This is a genomic window from Stenotrophomonas sp. GL_101 (assembly GCF_057835675.1).
In genome coordinates, this window is the sequence record NZ_CM174432.1 from 2,469,445 (window position 1) to 2,484,448 (window position 15,004).

Consider the following 15,004-nt stretch of genomic DNA (forward strand, 5'->3'; position numbering starts at 1 on the left):
CATGCGTTCATGGGCGTGCGGCGCTGGCCTGCAGCCGCTGCACCACGCTCCACCAGCCACCCAGCGTGGCGTGCTCGGCCAGATGGCTGAACTCCAGCGGGATCCCGCTGTTGCCCCAGGCCAACACCAGTCCGAGCACCCGCATGGAATCCAGCCCCAGGTCGATCAGGTTGTCCTCGTCGCCAATGCTCTCCGGCGCTTCGCCGAGCATGCCGGCAACATCGGCACGCATCTGTTCCAGGTCAAGCACCGCTGGGGGGGTGTCTTTGCTCATGCCAGGATCTCCAGCAGTTGGTCGGTGGTCACACGCATCTGTTCCAGGTCAAGCACCGCTGGGGGGGTGTCTTTGCTCATGCCAGGATCTCCAGCAGTTGGTCGGTGGTCAGCGGCACGCCGCAGGTGCGCGCGATCAGCTGCAGTGCCAGGTCATGATCGGCGCGGGAGAAATCGGCCACGGCATCGGCGGCGATGAAGGCTTCGATATCGCGCTGGAAGGCCTCGCTTACCGTGGCGGCGCACCCGATATGGGCATATACACCGGTGACCAGCAACTGGTCACGGCCGCGCGCGCGCATCATCGTCTCCAGGTTGCTGCGCTGGAATGCGCTGTAGCGGTGCTTGACCAGCACGTGGTCGCCCGCCGCCGGGGCCAGCGCGGCAAGGATGGTTTCGTGCTCCGGCGTGGCATTCATGCCCGGCCCCCACAGGTCGGCCTGCAGGCCACGGTCGCGGCGATCCTGCTGGCCACGCTGGGCGGTATAGAACACTGGAATGCCACGCGCGCGGCAGTGCGCCAGCAGGCGTGCGATGTTGGCCACGGCCGGTGCCAGCGGCGCGGTGTCGGCGGCGAATGCGGCCAGGAAATACTGCTGCATGTCATGCACCAGCAGTGCCAGGCGCTCGCTGCGCGGCTGCCAGGCGCCACGCGGGAGCGGCAGCTCGGCGGCCACTGGAAGGGAATATCCGGAAATCTTCGGCAGCGCCATCAGCGCGGTCCTCCTGTCTGTTGGATGTAGCGTTCGCGCAGTTGCGCGCGCAGTTCGCGGCGGCTGATCTTGCCCACCGCCGTGATGCCGAAGGCATCGATGAACACCACCTGGTCGGGCACCTTGAAGGCGGCCAGGCCGCGGTCCCGCACCCATGCCTTGAGGCTGGCCGCCGTCGGCGGGGTGTTGCGGGCGATCACGAACGCGCAGCTGCGTTCGCCCAGGTAGGGATCGGGCATGGATACCACGGCCGCATCGAAGACATCGGCATGCGCAAGCAGATGGTCTTCGATCTCCTCGGCGGAGATTTTCTCTCCGGCGCGGTTGATGTGGTCGCCCGCCCTGCCCTGCACCACCAGGTAGCCACCGGCCAGCTGCTGCACCCTGTCACCGGTGCGGTAATAGCCGTCCTCGGTGAACGAGCGCGCATTGGCGGCCGGGTCGTTGTGGTAGGCGCGGATCGTGTAAGGGCCGCGGGTGAGCAGATCGCCAACCTCACCTTCGGCGACTGCATTCCCGTGGTCATCGACCACCAGCACTTCGTCGTCCGGCGAGATCGGCCGCCCCTGGGTGCCCACGATGACCTCCTGCCGGTCATGCAGCCGGGTGTAGTTCACCAGCCCCTCGGCCATGCCGAACACCTGCTGCAGCTGGCAGCCCAGCGCCTGGATCACCCGCTTGGCCGCTTCGGGCACCAGCTTGGCACCGCCCACCTGCAGCACTTTCAGGCTGGACAGATCATGCGCGGTGGTCGCGGCGGCGAGCGCCCACAGCAGCGCCAGCGGCGGCACCAGGCCGACGCAGGTGACGCGCTCGCGCGCGATCAACGGGAACGCCATCTCCGGGCCGGGGCCCGGGCTGAGCACCACCCGTGCACCGGCGTACAGCGCACCGAGGAAACCGGGCGAGCTCATCGGAAAATTGTGCGCGGCCGGCAACGCGACCAGGTACACGCTGTCGCGGTCGATGCCACAGATGTCGTTGCTGGCGCGGAACGAGTAGATGTAGTCGTCGTGCGTGCGCGGAATCAACTTGGACAGCCCGGTGCTGCCGCCGGACAGCTGCAGGAACGCCACCGACTGCGGATCCGGGTCGGCAGGCAGCTGCGCGACATCGCCCTCCAGTGCCGCAACGGCGGTGAACTCGGCCGCGTCGCCGACGATCAGCACCTGCTGCAGGGTGGGTACCGCGGCCTGCAGCTCCCGCGCAAGGGTGCGGTAGTCGAAGCCCTCGTGATGGGCGGCGGCAATGTAGCCACGCGCCTGCGCCTTGCGTACGAAATGACTGACCTCGGTGATGCGGTGCGCGGGCAGCGCATACACCGGGATCAAACCGGCGCGCATCAGGCCGCAGACCACGGTCACGAACTCGGCGCTGTTGCCCAGCTGCACCACCACCCGGTCGCCGGGCACCAGCCCCTGACCGAGCAGGCCTGCACCGATCCGGCCGGCTTCCTGCCACAGTGCGGCGTAACTCAGTCGCAGCTCGCCGGCCACCACCGCGATGTCCGTGGCGAAGCGCTCGGCGCGATCGCGCAGGAAGCCGGGAAAGGTTTCGCCGCGCCAGTAACCGGCAGCGCGGTACCGCGCCACCAGCGCCGCCGGCCAGGTCTGATGCAGCGGGATCAGGGTAGATTCGGTCGTGTCGTTCATCAGCAACTCCATCAGCTCATGCAGAAGGCGCGTGGTCGACGCCGAGGGCGTTCAACAACGCGCCGAATTTGGCCGCGGTTTCGGCCACTTCCAATGCCGGCTGTGAGCCAGCGACGATGCCCGCACCGGCGTAGATCCGCACCTCCCGGTCCTGCAGACGCGCGCAGCGGATCGCCACATACCAATCGCCGTCGCCTTCGGCATCGGTCCAGCCCACCGCCCCGGCGTAGAAGCCGCGCGGCACCGGCTCCAACGCACGGATCGTGTCCAGCGCCAGCTGGCGCGGCGTGCCACACACCGCCGGGGTGGGATGCAGGGCCGCCACCAGCGCGGCGACCGGCGTGGCGGCATCGATCAGCGTCGCTTCGATACGGGTCCCCAGGTGCCACATGGTCGCGGTGGCATGCAGCGACGGTTGCATCTGGGCATCGACAAGGCTGCACCAGGGCGACAACGCGGCGACGATCGCCTCGACCACGTGGCGATGCTCGTCGTGGTCCTTGGCCGATGCCAGCAACGCCTGCGCGGCGCGCGCATCGTCAGCGGGATCGGCACTACGCCGCGCCGAACCGGCCAGCGGATGCGACAGCACGCGCGTGCCACGTCGCGACACCAGCAGCTCCGGGGTCGCGCCGACCAGCCAGGCCGGCGGCGCCTGCACCTCGCCCGGCAGTGGCACCAGATAGGTGGCCACGCTCGGATCGTGGCCCAGCCGGGCAGCCAGTTCGCGCGGGGCGATCGGCTGCTCGCTGTGCAACTGCAGGCTGCGCGCCAGCACCACCTTGTGCAGATCCGGTGTCGGCTGCTGCAACGTGGCCAGGGCAAGGCGCACGCCCTCGGCATAGTCCTGCGCGCTCGGCTCCGCATGGACGGTGCCGGTGAAACGGGACACTGCCGGCACCGGCAGCGCCGCCGCCGCGGACAGCCATTCCGGCTGGTGCAGGGCATCGTCGGCCTGGGGGTCGAACGGCAGCGCGCCGACCAGCAGCGGCAGCCCGGCACGCGGCGCGGCAAAGAACGCGGCGACCCGCGCGGCCAGGCTGGCGGTACCGCCGCGGGGCAGGCGTGCGCGGCAACCGCGCGCATCCAGTGAACGCAGTGGCGCGCGCAGCAGGAACTGCGCCGTGGCGGCAAGCTCGTCCACCACGCCACTGTCCGGGTCGCGCAACGAGGCCGCCTGCAGGCTGTCGTTCATGCCGTGCCCCACGCGCGATAGCGCATCGCCGTGATCGACAGCAGCAGCAACAGCGCCCCCACCAGCACATACGGCGCACTCGGCTTCCACTGGTACAGCAACGTGCCCACCATCGGCCCGATCACCATGCCCAGCCCCTGCACCGAGGCCACGGTGCCGGCGGCGGCCCCTTGCTCGTGCGCCTGTACCGAATCGGCGGCCAGCGCCTGGAACGACGGAAATACAAAGCCCATGCCGAACGCAGCCACCGCATAGGTCACCAGCAGCTGCCAACGCACGTCCACCAGCGCGACCGAGGCAAAGCCGATGCCCGCGATCAAGGCACCGAGCGCGATCCAGCGACGCGGCGGCACCCCGACCAGCTTCATCACCAGCACCTGCGCCAGGATCAGGCCTACGCCGACTGCGGTCAGCGCCAGTCCGGCGGCGCGGGCGCCGTCGGCCGGCGACAGCTGCAGGCGGTCGATGGCAAAAAAGCCGACCGTGACCTGCGCGACGGTTACCGAGACCATCGCGGCGAACACCGCAAGGATCGGCAGGCGCAGGCGCCGGTCGGTCCAGCCCAGGCGCATGCGCGGGCCAGCCGGTGCAGCGATGGCCGGGGCGCTGGGTGGCAGCCGCCAGGCGATGACCAGCAACGCCAACAGCGGCAGCAATGCCGCCACGTACAAGGTCAGCGACAGCTGATGAAAAGCGATCCAGCCGGCGGCGGCCGGGCCGATCACCATGCCCAGTGCATTGGCGGTACCCAGCTTGGCCATCGCGCCGGCGCGTTGGCCCGGTGCGGCGCCATCGGCGACCAGGGCAGCAGCGGTGGGCGGGACGGCCGCGTAGAACAGGCCGACCAGTGCCCGCGTGCCGACCAGGACCAGCACCGACAACCACAACGCCGGTGGACGCGCCAGCGCGGCATCGACGAACACCGCCATCGCGATATAGATCAACACATACGCCGACAGCGCGATCAGCAGTACGCGCTTGCGTCCAATGCGGTCGCTCAGCGCCCCCCATCGGCGCGCCGACAGCATCCACAGCACGCCAGCGGCGGTCACCGACAATCCCGCATGCCATTCGGCCAGGCCGAGCAGGCGCACGACCGGGCCGACCACCGCCACGAAGGCCATCATCGCCATCGTGCCGGTCAATGCGGCGAAGACCAGCGCCGGCAAGCCGGGTATTACCGAAGATTCACGCATGCGACACCACTACCAATCAGGAAAAGGGCACGCGGCACACCAGCGCAGCGCGTCGGATTGATCGGCTTCGACGACGCGGAGATCGACGTGGCTATCACATCAAATGATAACAGGTCGCATTCGCGAAAATGGCGCGTACCGGTCCTGCATTCATGCACGGTGCCGCCGGTCCGGCGTTCGTCCGCAGTACCTCGACCCCTTACGCAGACATTGATGTCGATCAACACGCGCACACATCGGCCGGACTAAGCTGGCCCTACCCCATACCGGCACCCTGCAATGGCTGTGCTTCCTTCCCCCGCCACCCTCCCCGGCCTGGTCGACGACCTTGCCAACGGGCTGCCGGTGCAGATCATCAGCCTCACCGGCGAGATATGGAGTGGGGACGTGCGCGAGATCAGCCTGCCCGGCAGCGAGGGACGCTTCGGTGTGCTCGCCGGGCATGCGCCGCTGCTGGCCACGCTGCGCGAGGGCATGGTGTCGGTGTACCCGGTGGCGCCGGAGCCATCGCTGCATGTCTACGTCTCCGGTGGGCATGTGGAAGTGCAGCCGGGCCGGGTGATCGTGCTGGCCGACCTGGGCCTGCGCAGCGAAGACCTGGATGACGCCCGCGCACGTGCCGCGCGTGCCGCCGCCGCGTCGCCGATGGCCAGTGAACTGACCGACCCGGACAATGCCAGGGTGCATGCCGAGCTGGCCTGGCAGCGGGGGCTGCAACTCAAGTCGTTGCCCTGGAAGTAACGCCCGTCTCCCGCGGGAAAGCGGCGATCTGCATGCGGCAATTGGTCACCTCGGCCACCCCGTCAACACAACATATGATGTTGACGATGAGGAAAACCCACATTATGTTGTGTTTATCGGCTCCCCGCTTCCGCCAGGCCCGGTTCAGCGTCGCGCCCCTGCACCCCGCAGCGCGCGACCACCCGAACGGCGACTGGAAGCGAGCCCGATCCCCGGTATCCACCGGTGATCCCCCTGCCTCCATGACGCCCGCCCGGACGACGCGATGCCTGCATCGCGCCTCGACAACTGCGCCCTGCATGGACTGACGATGATCAACGACGACACTGCCGCAACCCCGGACACCCTCGCCCCGCATGCCGACGTGATGACCGTCGGCGCGGCCCCGTTGTGGATCACCAAAGAGGGTGGCAACCGGCGCATGCCGTTCGACCCGGCACGACTGCTGCGCTCGATCCAGTCGGTCCACGTGCAGTTCCCGCACCTGGACCTGGGCGACTATCAGCGCAGTGTGCTGGCGCTGGTGCAGCGCCGCGAACAGTTGAACGCCGATGACCTGGTCGACCTGCTGATCCGCGAAGCCGAATCGCGTATCGATCTGGTCGCCCCCGACTGGGAGCACTTCGCCGCGCGCCTGTACCTGCGCCGCCTGTACAAGCGCGCCAGCAAGAACCGCTTCTACGACGCCAGCCTCAAGTACGGCTCGTATGTGGGGCTGCAGGAAAGCCTGGCCGACCGCAACGTGTACTCCATCGACATCCTCAAGGCCTATTCCAAGGAAGAACTGGACGAGGCCGGTGGCATGATCGATCCGGACCGCGACCTGCTGTTCGCCTACAACGGGCTGTACCTGCTGGCCACCCGTTACCTGGCCACCGATCACTCGCGCGCGGTGTATGAACTGCCGCAGGAGCGCTGGCTGACCATCGCGCTGTACCTGATGCAGCACGAGCACCTCAGCGGCGACCGCAGCCGCGCCCGCCGCATGCGGCTGGTGCGCGAGGCGTACTGGGCGCTGTCCAATCTGTACATGACCGTGGCCACCCCGACCCTGGCCAACGCCGGCAAGACTGGCGGCCAGCTGTCCTCGTGTTTCATCGACACGGTCGATGACAGCCTGCAGGGCATCTACGATTCCAACACCGACGTGGCGCGGGTGTCCAAGCACGGGGGCGGGGTCGGCGCGTACCTGGGCTACGTGCGCTCGTCGGGGTCGTCGATCCGCGGCGTGGCCAACTCCTCCGGCGGCGTGGTGCCGTGGATCAAGCAGCTCAACAACACTGCCGTCAGCGTGGACCAGCTGGGCCAGCGCAAGGGCGCCATCGCGGTCTACCTGGACGTATGGCACCGCGATATCGAGAGCTTCCTGGACCTGCGCCTGAACAACGGCGACCAGCGCCTGCGTGCGCACGACGTGTTCACCTCGGTGTGCCTGCCGGACCTGTTCATGGAAGCGGTGGAACGACGCGGCGACTGGTATCTGTTCGATCCCCATGAAGTAAAGCGGATCAAGGGCTGGTACCTGCAGGACTTCCATGACGAGCAGCGCGGCCAGGGCAGCTTCCGCGAGCGCTATGCCGAGGTGGTCGCCGATGAACGCATCAGCCGGCGCACGCTCAAGGCCATCGACCTGTTCAAGCGGATCATGGTCAGCCAGCTGGAAACCGGCAACCCCTTCATGTTCTACCGCGATGAAGTGAACCGGAAGAATCCCAACAAGCATGCCGGCACGGTGTACTCCAGCAACCTGTGCACCGAGATCCTGCAGAACATGAGCCCCACCCGCATGATCCAGGAGATGATCAGCGGCGACCAGATCGTCACCACCCGCCAGGCCGGCGATTTTGTGGTGTGCAACCTGTCCTCGATCAACCTGGGCCGCGCGATCACCGCCGCGCCGGACCTGCTGTCGGCCGACGTGCTGGAGCGGCTGGTGCCGATCCAGGTACGCATGCTCGACAACGTCATCGACCTCAACCAGCTGCCGGTACCGCAGGCCACCATCACCAACCGCAAGTACCGCGCGATCGGACTGGGAACATTCGGCTGGCACCATCTGCTGGCGCAGCAGCAGATCCACTGGGACGAGGCAAAAGCCGAGGACTACGCCGACACCCTGTACGAGCGGATCAATTTCCTGGCCATCCAGGCCAGCATGCGCCTGGCCGAAGAGAAAGGCCGCTACAGCACCTTCCTTGGCAGCGACTGGCAGACCGGCGAGTACTTCCGAGTGCGTCGCTATGACAGCCCCGCGTGGCAGGAACTGGCCGCCCAGGTCAGCGTGCACGGCCTGCGCAACGGCTGGCTGCTGGCGGTGGCGCCGAACATGAGCACTGCGCAGATCGCCGGCTCCAGCGCCTCCATCGACCCGGTGTACGGCGCGTTCTATTACGAAGAAAAGAAGGACTTCCGGCGCCCGGTCGCCGCCCCCGGCCTGTCGCTGGAGACCTACCCGTACTACGAAAAGGGCGCCTACCGGCTGGACCAGTTCGCCAGCATCCGCCAGAACGCACGGCGCCAGCGGCACGTGGACCAGGCCATCAGTTTCAACCTGTACGTGCCCAGCACCATCCGCGCCAGCACCTTGCTCGCGCTGCACATGAGCGCCTGGCGCGAAGGCCTGAAAACTACCTACTACGTGCGCTCCAACGACATCGACATCACCGAATGCGACTGGTGTGGGGGGTAAACGTCCATCGCATTCGCGCTGACGCACCCATGGTTCGCTACGCAAACCATGGGCCCCCTCTCATCAACACCCAGAACCGTTGCTCGTCATCTGATCTGGTAGCTGACGACCGTTGCTCGTCATCTGATCTGGTAGCTGAAGACCGTTGGTCGTCAGGCCCTCAGCCCCAAGGACCCCCCATGGCCACCCCACTCGAACGCATCAAAATCCTCGAACCGCGCCACCCCAATCGCTCCACCGGCATCATCAACGGCCGCACCAGCGGCATCCTCAACTGGAACGACATCCCCTACCCGTCCTTCTACCGGGCCTACAAGGAGCTGTCGACCAACTTCTGGATTCCCGACGAAGTCGACATGAAGAGCGACGCCCGCCAGTATGCCGAGCTCAATGCGCGCGAGAAGAACGCGTACGACTCGATCATCGGCCTGCTGGCCACGCTGGATTCGCCGCAGACCCGCTACATCTACAACGTGGCCGAGTACATCACCGACCCGGCCGCGCATGCCAACGCGGCGATCATCGGCCAGCAGGAAGTGATCCACAACGAGAGCTACAGCTACGTGCTGGCTTCCATCGCCGGGCTGGCCGACCAGAACCGGGTGTTCGAGCTGGCCCGTACCCACCCCACCATCCAGGCCCGCAACGCGCCGATCATGCAGTCCTACGACGCGTTCCTGCGCGAGAAGACCGCCGAGACGCTGATCCGCTCGCTGATCCAGTCCTCGATCCTGGAAGGCATCAATTTCTATTCCGGCTTTGCGTTCTTCTACAACCTGGTCCGGCAGAACCGCATGACCGGCACCGGCAAGATCATCAGCTTCATCAACCGCGACGAGCTGGCCCACACCAAGTTCATCAGCGAATTGATCCGCGCGATCGTCGGCGAGAACCAGCAGTTGCAGGGCGACCAGCTCACCGCCTATGTGCACGAGGCCTTCGAGCACGCCATCGCGCTGGAAACCCGTTGGACCAGCGAGGTGCTGGACGGTATCGACGGCATCGACGTGGACGAGATGATCCGCTACGTGAAGTACCGTGCCAACAAGATGGCCGGCATGCTCGGGATCGAGAAGCTCTACAGCGACACCAACGTCAACGTGATGCCGTGGATCAAGGCCTACGCCGACAACTTCACCGAGACCAAGACCGACTTCTTCGAGATGCGCAATGCCAGCTACAAGAAGACCAATTCCGACAACGGCTTCGATGATCTGTAGGAGCGCATGCGCATGCACATCCTGGTGGCCTATGCCTCGTTGAGCGGCAACACGCGCGAAGTGGCGCAACGGCTCGCTACCCACTGCCATGCGCAGCGGCATGCGGTGCGCCTGCTGGACGTGGACAGCACCGAGGCAGGCACGGCGCTGGCGCAGCCGCGCGAGCTGCTGCTGTTGGGCTGCTGGACCGACAATGCCGGGCGCACGCCAACGGAAATGAAGGACTTCGTGGCCAGCCTGCGCGATGGCCCGGGCGTGCCACCGGCCGCGCGGGTAGCGGTGTTCGGCACCGGCGAAACCCAATGGGGCCCGGAGTATTACTGCGGTGCGGCGCACCGGCTGGCGCGTTACTTCCACTCGCCCCATCCGGTGCTGGAGATCGAACAGATGCCACACGGCCATGCCGACACCCACGCCATCCACCACTGGGCCGACACCGTACTGGCCCGCCTGGAGACCCTGCCCGATGTTGACCCTGCACGCCGATTCGCCTGAGCAGTATCACGCCACCCTGCACGCATACCCGCTGCTGCTGGTGGATTTCCACAAGGACGACTGCCCGGGCTGCCGGATGCTGGAGATGGCCCTGGCCAGCTTCGCCGGGACCGCGCAGGCCGCAGGGGTGGTGTTGCTCAAGGTCAAGCTGGAAACCGTGGGTGAAGCCTTCTTCGGCGACCTCGGGCTACGCCAGACCCCCACGTTGACCGTGGTCCGCGACGGCCGCGAAGTCAGCCGGCTGGCAGGGTTCCAGTCACCGCGTCAGATCGGCGATGCGCTGGCCGCTACCGAACCGGGCTGAGGCAGGGTCGGTTCCCAGGGCGACCGCCGTCTTACCGGGCCCGGTGCCCCAGCAACCCGCGCCGCTTGAACCACACTTCCAGCGGCAACGTCACCAGCGGTGGGACCGCGGCGAGCAGCGCCAGGCCGGCCGCCCACCACGGCCAGCGCAGGCGGATGGCGGCCAGCACCGTCACCACCACGTACACCATGAAGGCAACCCCGTGCAGCGGGCCGAACACGCGTACGCCAATCGTGGTCGGCTCGGCGGCGTGGTACTTGAAGTACATCCCGATCAACAAGCCGGCCCAGGTCATGGCTTCGATGAAGGCGACCGTGGCGAACACGCGGCCCATCGGGTGCATCGGAGAAGAAGCGTTCAAATCAGGCTCGACAGAGGGGGCGACAGGACGTGCATGATAGCGGCGAATCGCGAATGCGACCTGTTTGCAGGATCGCCCGCCTGGTTCGCACGCCGCATGCACGTCACCGATGTCAGACGAACATGCCGCCCGATGCTTCCACCCTTTGCGCATTGATCCAGCCGGTGCCGGGCGACAACAGCGCAACGGCGACCGGGCCAATGTCATCCGGCTGGCCGGCGCGGCCGAGCGCGGTGATGGAGGCCACCATCGCATTGGTATCGGCGTTGTCGCGCACGCGGCCACCGCCGAAGTCGGTCTCGATCGCTCCGGGTGCCAGCGTGTTCGCGCTGATCCCGCGCGCCCCCAGTTCCTTGGCCAGGTAACGGGTGAACACCTCGATGCCGCCCTTCATCATCGCGTAGGCCGAACTGCCCGGCAGCGAGAAGCGGGCCAGGCCGCTGGACACGTTGAGGATGCGCCCACCGTCGGCGATCAGCGGCAGCAACGCCTGGGTCAGGAAGTACGGTCCCTTCAGGTGCACCGCCACCAGCTGGTCGAACTGCACGGCGGTGGTGTCGGCGATCATCGCGTGCAGGCCCTCACCGGCATTGTTGAGCAGGCCCTGCAGCTGGTGGGCGCCCCAGCCCTGCAAGGTGGCGCGCAGCTGGGTGGCGAAGGCGGCGAAACCGTCGCTGTCGGCCATGTCCAGGGGCAACGCCGCCGCGCGACGGCCCAGCGCCTGGATGTCCGCCACCACCTGGTGCGCGGCCTCGGCCTGGTTGCGGTAGGTCAGCACGATGTCGGCGCCATCGGCGGCCAGGGCGAGTGCGGCGTTGCGGCCCAGGCCTCGGCTGCCGCCGGTGATCAGGACGATACGGGGGGAAGTAGTCATGGCAACTCTCCAGCGTTGGGGTAGATGCGCAGCCTATTGGTCTTGTCGGGCAACATAAATCGCGCGATCCTGATTTGACTGTTCACCCTGGAGGTACAATCAATGGATCGCCTCGATCAACTGCGCTGCTTCCTGCGGGTCGCCGAACGGGGTTCCTTCACTGGCGCCGCCGACAGCCTCGGGCTGCCCAAAGCCAGCGTATCGCTGGCCGTGCAACGGCTGGAGGCCGATCTGGGCGTGCAGCTGCTGCACCGGACCACCCGACGGGTGCGGCTCAGCGCCGACGGCGCGCAGTTCCAACAGCGTGCACGCGACCTGCTTGATGACATGGAAGACCTGCAGGGGATGTTCCGCCGGGACACCAGCCAGCTGACCGGGCGCTTGCGGGTGGACATGTCCAGCGGCCTGGCCCGGCAACTGGTGATCCCGCACCTGCCCGACTTCCTGGCCCGGCATCCGGGGCTGGAGATCGAACTGAGCGGCACCGACCGTCGCGTTGACCTGGTCCGCGAAGGCTTCGACTGCGTGGTGCGGGTCGGCAGCCTGGACGACAACACCCTGGTCGCCCGCCCGCTCGGAGCGATGCAGATCCTCAACTGCGCCAGCCCCGCCTACCTGGCCGCGCGCGGCACCCCGCACACGCTGGCCGACCTCGCCGGGCATGCACTGATCCATTACGTTGGCACGCTTGGCCAGCGCTCGCCAGGGTTCGAGTATCCCGAAGGACCGGGCTACGCCAGCCTGCCGATGCGCGGCGCGGTCACGGTCAACAGCGGTGAGGCCTACACCGCGGCCGCCGTGGCCGGGCTGGGCATCATCCAGGTGCCTCGATTGGGCGTGGACGCACAACTGGCCAGCGGCACGCTGGTGGAAGTACTGCCGCAGCTGCCAGCCGAGCCCATGCCGGTGACCTTGTTGTATGCGCAGCGCCGGCATCTTTCCGGGCGGGTGGTCGCCTTCATGGACTGGGCGGCGACGGTGATCCAGCCGGCCTTGATGCACCGGCAGGGCGCTGCCGAGGCGGCGTTGTGAACGATCAGGCACGCATTTCTGCACGTTGCTGCGCATTTTAATGCACGTTTCGGTATAGTCCGGCCCACGCCATGGCGTAAACCTGCCCGTTCGTGCAGGTTTCCACCAGATCCGTGCCCGCCCTGCATCGAGACCCGCCCCCATGACCGCCGAAGCCCTGCCTGGCGAACGCCAACAGACCATCCTGCATCTGCTGCGCGAACAGGGCCGGGTGTTCTCCGCCCAGCTGGCCCAGCAGATGGGGGTGTCGGAAGACTCGATCCGCCGCGACCTGCGCGACCTGGCCAGCCAGGAGCTGTGCCGCAAGGTGTACGGCGGCGCCTTGCCGGCCACGCCGGACTTCCCCCCGCTGGCCGATCGCCATGCGCAGCAGCGCGAGCAGAAACAGGTGCTGGCCCGCACCGCGGCCTTGCATGTCCGCCCGGGCGAGCGGGTGCTGCTGGATGCCGGTTCCACCAACAGTGCGATCGCCGCCTGCCTGCCCACCCAGCAGGACATCCGCGTGGTCACCAATGCGCCGGACATCGCCTTGCTGCTAATGGCCCGGCCGGGAATTGAAGTCACCCTGATCGGTGGCCGCCTGGACCGGCGCATCGGCGCTGCGGTGGGCGCACAGGCAGTGGAGGCGGTTGCCGCGCTGCGCGTGGATGTCTGCTTCATCGGCACCTGCGCGGTGGATGCCGACGCCGGCATCTGGGCCGTGGATGGGGAGGAGGCCGCGCTCAAGCGCGCCATGCTCGCCGCCAGCAGCCGCTGCGTGGTGGTGGCCACCAATGAAAAGCTGGGCGCGCAGGCCTCCCATCGTATCGGCGGGATCGAGCAGATCGACGTCCTGGTGCTGCAGGCCGATGCCCCACCCGAGCAGGTGCAGGCCTTCGTGCGCCGCGGCGTGGATGTCCAGCACGCGACAGACCACTGAGCCAGTAAGCCAGTAAGCCAGTAAGCCACCGACCCACCGTCCCCGATGCACGCCACCCTTTTGCCTGGAATCCCGATGCCCTCGCCGTCCCCCCGTAACCAACAGCACGCCACCCGCGCCGCCTTTTTCCTGCCCGGATTCGCCACGGCCGCCTGGGCGCCGCTGGTGCCGTTCGCCAAGGCCCGCACCGGGCTGGACGAGGGCTCGCTCGGATTGGTCCTGCTGTGCCTGGGCGCCGGCTCACTGCTGGCGATGCCGCTGGCGGGCATGCTCGCCGCCCGCCACGGCTGCCGCGCGGTGATGCTGGCCACGTTGCTGATGGTGATCGCCAGCCTGCCGCTGCTGGCCATCGCACCCTCGCCCTGGACGCTGGGCCTGGCCTTGTTCGTGTTCGGTGCCGGGGTGGGGGCCTGCGACTGCGTGATGAACGTGCAGGCGATCATGGTCGAGCGCGACAGCGGGCGGCCGATGATGTCCGGCTTCCACGCCTTCTACAGCATCGGCGGCGCGGTTGGCGCGGCCGCCATGACTGCGCTGCTGGCGCTGCACCTGCCGCCCTGGCTGGTGTGCCTGCTGGGATCGGCGGTGATGGCCGCGCTGCTGGCGGTGTCGCTGCCGTTCTGGCGGCGCGACAAGGCGCCCACCGGCGCGCCGGTATTTGCCATGCCTCACGGCGTGGTACTGGCCATCGGCGTGTTGTGCTTCGTCGCCTTCCTGGCCGAAGGCGCGATGCTGGACTGGAGCGCGGTGTTCCTGCATGAAGTGCAGCAGGTGGAACCGTCGCGTGCCGGGCTGGGCTTCATGACCTTTGCCATCGCCATGACCATCACCCGCCTGTTGGGCGACCAGGTGGTGGCCCGGTTGGGGCGCCACCGCGCCATTGTGCTGGGCAGCCTGGTCGCCGCGACCGGCTTCGCGCTGCTCACCTTCGCGCCCGTGCTGGCCCTGGCCCTGTGTGGCTATGCCCTGGTCGGCCTGGGCTGCGCCAACATCGTGCCGGCCTTGTTCTCGATGGCTGGCAACCAGAAGGCCATGCCCGAAAGCCTGGCCATCCCGGCGATCACCACCTTGGGCTATGCCGGCGTGCTGGCGGGTCCGGCGCTGATCGGCTTCGTCGCCCAGGCCAGCAGCCTGGTGGTGGGGTTCTGCCTGGTCGCCGCCAGCCTGCTGCTGATCGGCCTGGCCTCGCGCTGGGTCAGGGCCTGAGCGGCGCCCGTCTCACAGGCCGCACTGAACATGCCTCGCGATGCGCATGAGTCGCATTTCCTGTAGGATCCGCCGGCATTTATGGCCGGCCTGCGCTGCGGAAATCCCGCCGGGGCCGTCGTCCCTGCCCCCTC

Annotated in this window: 15 protein-coding genes; 8 read left to right on the forward strand and 7 right to left on the reverse strand. The window is 67.6% G+C overall.

Translation table 11 applies throughout. The annotated features are described in order from the left end of the window. Window positions 1-7: 7 nt before the first annotated feature. The 5 genes from AC3IR9_RS10870 to AC3IR9_RS10890 all read right to left on the reverse strand — a co-directional run bounded on the left by AC3IR9_RS10870 (window position 8) and on the right by AC3IR9_RS10890 (window position 5,029). Window positions 8-274, reverse strand: coding sequence for a phosphopantetheine-binding protein (locus tag AC3IR9_RS10870; RefSeq protein ID WP_489290693.1), 267 nt, complete (start codon window positions 272-274; stop codon window positions 8-10). A gap of 76 nt (window positions 275-350) precedes the next feature. Continuing rightward, on the reverse strand, window positions 351-986 hold the full coding sequence (locus AC3IR9_RS10875) for an isochorismatase family protein (protein WP_489290695.1): 636 nt from the start codon (window positions 984-986) through the stop codon (window positions 351-353). After that, the gene (locus AC3IR9_RS10880) at window positions 986-2,638 is read right to left on the reverse strand and encodes a (2,3-dihydroxybenzoyl)adenylate synthase (protein ID WP_489290697.1); all 1,653 of its coding nucleotides are present in this window, start codon (window positions 2,636-2,638) and stop codon (window positions 986-988) included. The genes AC3IR9_RS10875 and AC3IR9_RS10880 overlap by 1 nt, the downstream gene beginning before the upstream one ends. Before the next feature lie 16 nt (window positions 2,639-2,654). After that, on the reverse strand, window positions 2,655-3,833 hold the full coding sequence (locus tag AC3IR9_RS10885) for an isochorismate synthase (RefSeq protein WP_489290699.1): 1,179 nt from the start codon (window positions 3,831-3,833) through the stop codon (window positions 2,655-2,657). Beyond that, a complete protein-coding gene (locus AC3IR9_RS10890; protein ID WP_489290701.1) occupies window positions 3,830-5,029 on the reverse strand; it encodes an MFS transporter in 1,200 nt (399 codons plus the stop codon). The genes AC3IR9_RS10885 and AC3IR9_RS10890 overlap by 4 nt, the downstream gene beginning before the upstream one ends. A 279-nt stretch (window positions 5,030-5,308) precedes the next feature. Between AC3IR9_RS10890 and atpC the strand changes: the two genes are divergently transcribed. The 5 genes from atpC to AC3IR9_RS10915 all read left to right on the forward strand — a co-directional run bounded on the left by atpC (window position 5,309) and on the right by AC3IR9_RS10915 (window position 10,478). Further along, complete coding sequence (atpC, locus tag AC3IR9_RS10895; RefSeq protein ID WP_489290703.1) at window positions 5,309-5,770, forward strand: ATP synthase F1 subunit epsilon; 462 nt, start codon at window positions 5,309-5,311, stop codon at window positions 5,768-5,770. Window positions 5,771-6,137: 367 nt separating this feature from the next. Beyond that, window positions 6,138-8,459, forward strand: coding sequence for a ribonucleoside-diphosphate reductase subunit alpha (locus AC3IR9_RS10900; RefSeq protein WP_489295792.1), 2,322 nt, complete (start codon window positions 6,138-6,140; stop codon window positions 8,457-8,459). 179 nt (window positions 8,460-8,638) lie between these two features. Next, on the forward strand, window positions 8,639-9,679 hold the full coding sequence (locus AC3IR9_RS10905; RefSeq protein WP_489290705.1) for a ribonucleotide-diphosphate reductase subunit beta: 1,041 nt from the start codon (window positions 8,639-8,641) through the stop codon (window positions 9,677-9,679). A gap of 12 nt (window positions 9,680-9,691) precedes the next feature. Then, window positions 9,692-10,174 carry a flavodoxin gene (locus AC3IR9_RS10910; RefSeq protein ID WP_489295793.1) on the forward strand — a complete coding sequence of 161 codons (483 nt, stop codon included), beginning with the start codon at window positions 9,692-9,694 and terminating at the stop codon, window positions 10,172-10,174. Beyond that, the gene (locus tag AC3IR9_RS10915; RefSeq protein ID WP_489290706.1) at window positions 10,146-10,478 is read left to right on the forward strand and encodes a thioredoxin family protein; all 333 of its coding nucleotides are present in this window, start codon (window positions 10,146-10,148) and stop codon (window positions 10,476-10,478) included. The genes AC3IR9_RS10910 and AC3IR9_RS10915 overlap by 29 nt, the downstream gene beginning before the upstream one ends. A gap of 31 nt (window positions 10,479-10,509) precedes the next feature. On the opposite strand, the gene AC3IR9_RS10920 is transcribed toward AC3IR9_RS10915, so the two are convergent. Both AC3IR9_RS10920 and AC3IR9_RS10925 read right to left on the reverse strand, forming a co-directional pair. Then, on the reverse strand, window positions 10,510-10,821 hold the full coding sequence (locus AC3IR9_RS10920; RefSeq protein ID WP_489295795.1) for a DUF3817 domain-containing protein: 312 nt from the start codon (window positions 10,819-10,821) through the stop codon (window positions 10,510-10,512). 130 nt (window positions 10,822-10,951) lie between these two features. Beyond that, window positions 10,952-11,713: an SDR family NAD(P)-dependent oxidoreductase gene (locus AC3IR9_RS10925; RefSeq protein ID WP_489290708.1), complete on the reverse strand. Its 762-nt coding sequence runs from the start codon at window positions 11,711-11,713 to the stop codon at window positions 10,952-10,954. Between the two features lie 102 nt (window positions 11,714-11,815). On the opposite strand from AC3IR9_RS10925, the gene AC3IR9_RS10930 reads away from it, so the two are divergent. The 3 genes from AC3IR9_RS10930 to AC3IR9_RS10940 all read left to right on the forward strand — a co-directional run bounded on the left by AC3IR9_RS10930 (window position 11,816) and on the right by AC3IR9_RS10940 (window position 14,870). Beyond that, window positions 11,816-12,745, forward strand: coding sequence for a LysR family transcriptional regulator (locus AC3IR9_RS10930; RefSeq protein WP_489290710.1), 930 nt, complete (start codon window positions 11,816-11,818; stop codon window positions 12,743-12,745). A gap of 142 nt (window positions 12,746-12,887) precedes the next feature. After that, complete coding sequence (locus tag AC3IR9_RS10935; protein WP_489290712.1) at window positions 12,888-13,664, forward strand: DeoR/GlpR family DNA-binding transcription regulator; 777 nt, start codon at window positions 12,888-12,890, stop codon at window positions 13,662-13,664. Window positions 13,665-13,739: 75 nt separating this feature from the next. Further along, complete coding sequence (locus AC3IR9_RS10940; protein ID WP_489290714.1) at window positions 13,740-14,870, forward strand: MFS transporter; 1,131 nt, start codon at window positions 13,740-13,742, stop codon at window positions 14,868-14,870. The last annotated feature ends 134 nt before the right edge of the window (window positions 14,871-15,004 follow it).

Bases quoted from the DNA above. Each gene is read 5' to 3' on its own strand.
- AC3IR9_RS10915 (WP_489290706.1), top strand. From the start codon at position 10,146: ATGTTGACCCTGCACGCCGATTCGCCTGAGCAGTATCACGCCACCCTG.
- AC3IR9_RS10890 (WP_489290701.1), bottom strand. From the start codon at position 5,029: ATGCGTGAATCTTCGGTAATACCCGGCTTGCCGGCGCTGGTCTTCGCC.
- AC3IR9_RS10930 (WP_489290710.1), top strand. From the start codon at position 11,816: ATGGATCGCCTCGATCAACTGCGCTGCTTCCTGCGGGTCGCCGAACGG.
- AC3IR9_RS10870 (WP_489290693.1), bottom strand. From the start codon at position 274: ATGAGCAAAGACACCCCCCCAGCGGTGCTTGACCTGGAACAGATGCGT.
- AC3IR9_RS10875 (WP_489290695.1), bottom strand. From the start codon at position 986: ATGGCGCTGCCGAAGATTTCCGGATATTCCCTTCCAGTGGCCGCCGAG.
- AC3IR9_RS10905 (WP_489290705.1), top strand. From the start codon at position 8,639: ATGGCCACCCCACTCGAACGCATCAAAATCCTCGAACCGCGCCACCCC.
- atpC (WP_489290703.1), top strand. From the start codon at position 5,309: ATGGCTGTGCTTCCTTCCCCCGCCACCCTCCCCGGCCTGGTCGACGAC.
- AC3IR9_RS10885 (WP_489290699.1), bottom strand. From the start codon at position 3,833: ATGAACGACAGCCTGCAGGCGGCCTCGTTGCGCGACCCGGACAGTGGC.
- AC3IR9_RS10900 (WP_489295792.1), top strand. From the start codon at position 6,138: ATGACCGTCGGCGCGGCCCCGTTGTGGATCACCAAAGAGGGTGGCAAC.
- AC3IR9_RS10940 (WP_489290714.1), top strand. From the start codon at position 13,740: ATGCCCTCGCCGTCCCCCCGTAACCAACAGCACGCCACCCGCGCCGCC.
- AC3IR9_RS10910 (WP_489295793.1), top strand. From the start codon at position 9,692: ATGCACATCCTGGTGGCCTATGCCTCGTTGAGCGGCAACACGCGCGAA.
- AC3IR9_RS10925 (WP_489290708.1), bottom strand. From the start codon at position 11,713: ATGACTACTTCCCCCCGTATCGTCCTGATCACCGGCGGCAGCCGAGGC.
- AC3IR9_RS10880 (WP_489290697.1), bottom strand. From the start codon at position 2,638: ATGAACGACACGACCGAATCTACCCTGATCCCGCTGCATCAGACCTGG.
- AC3IR9_RS10935 (WP_489290712.1), top strand. From the start codon at position 12,888: ATGACCGCCGAAGCCCTGCCTGGCGAACGCCAACAGACCATCCTGCAT.
- AC3IR9_RS10920 (WP_489295795.1), bottom strand. From the start codon at position 10,821: ATGCACCCGATGGGCCGCGTGTTCGCCACGGTCGCCTTCATCGAAGCC.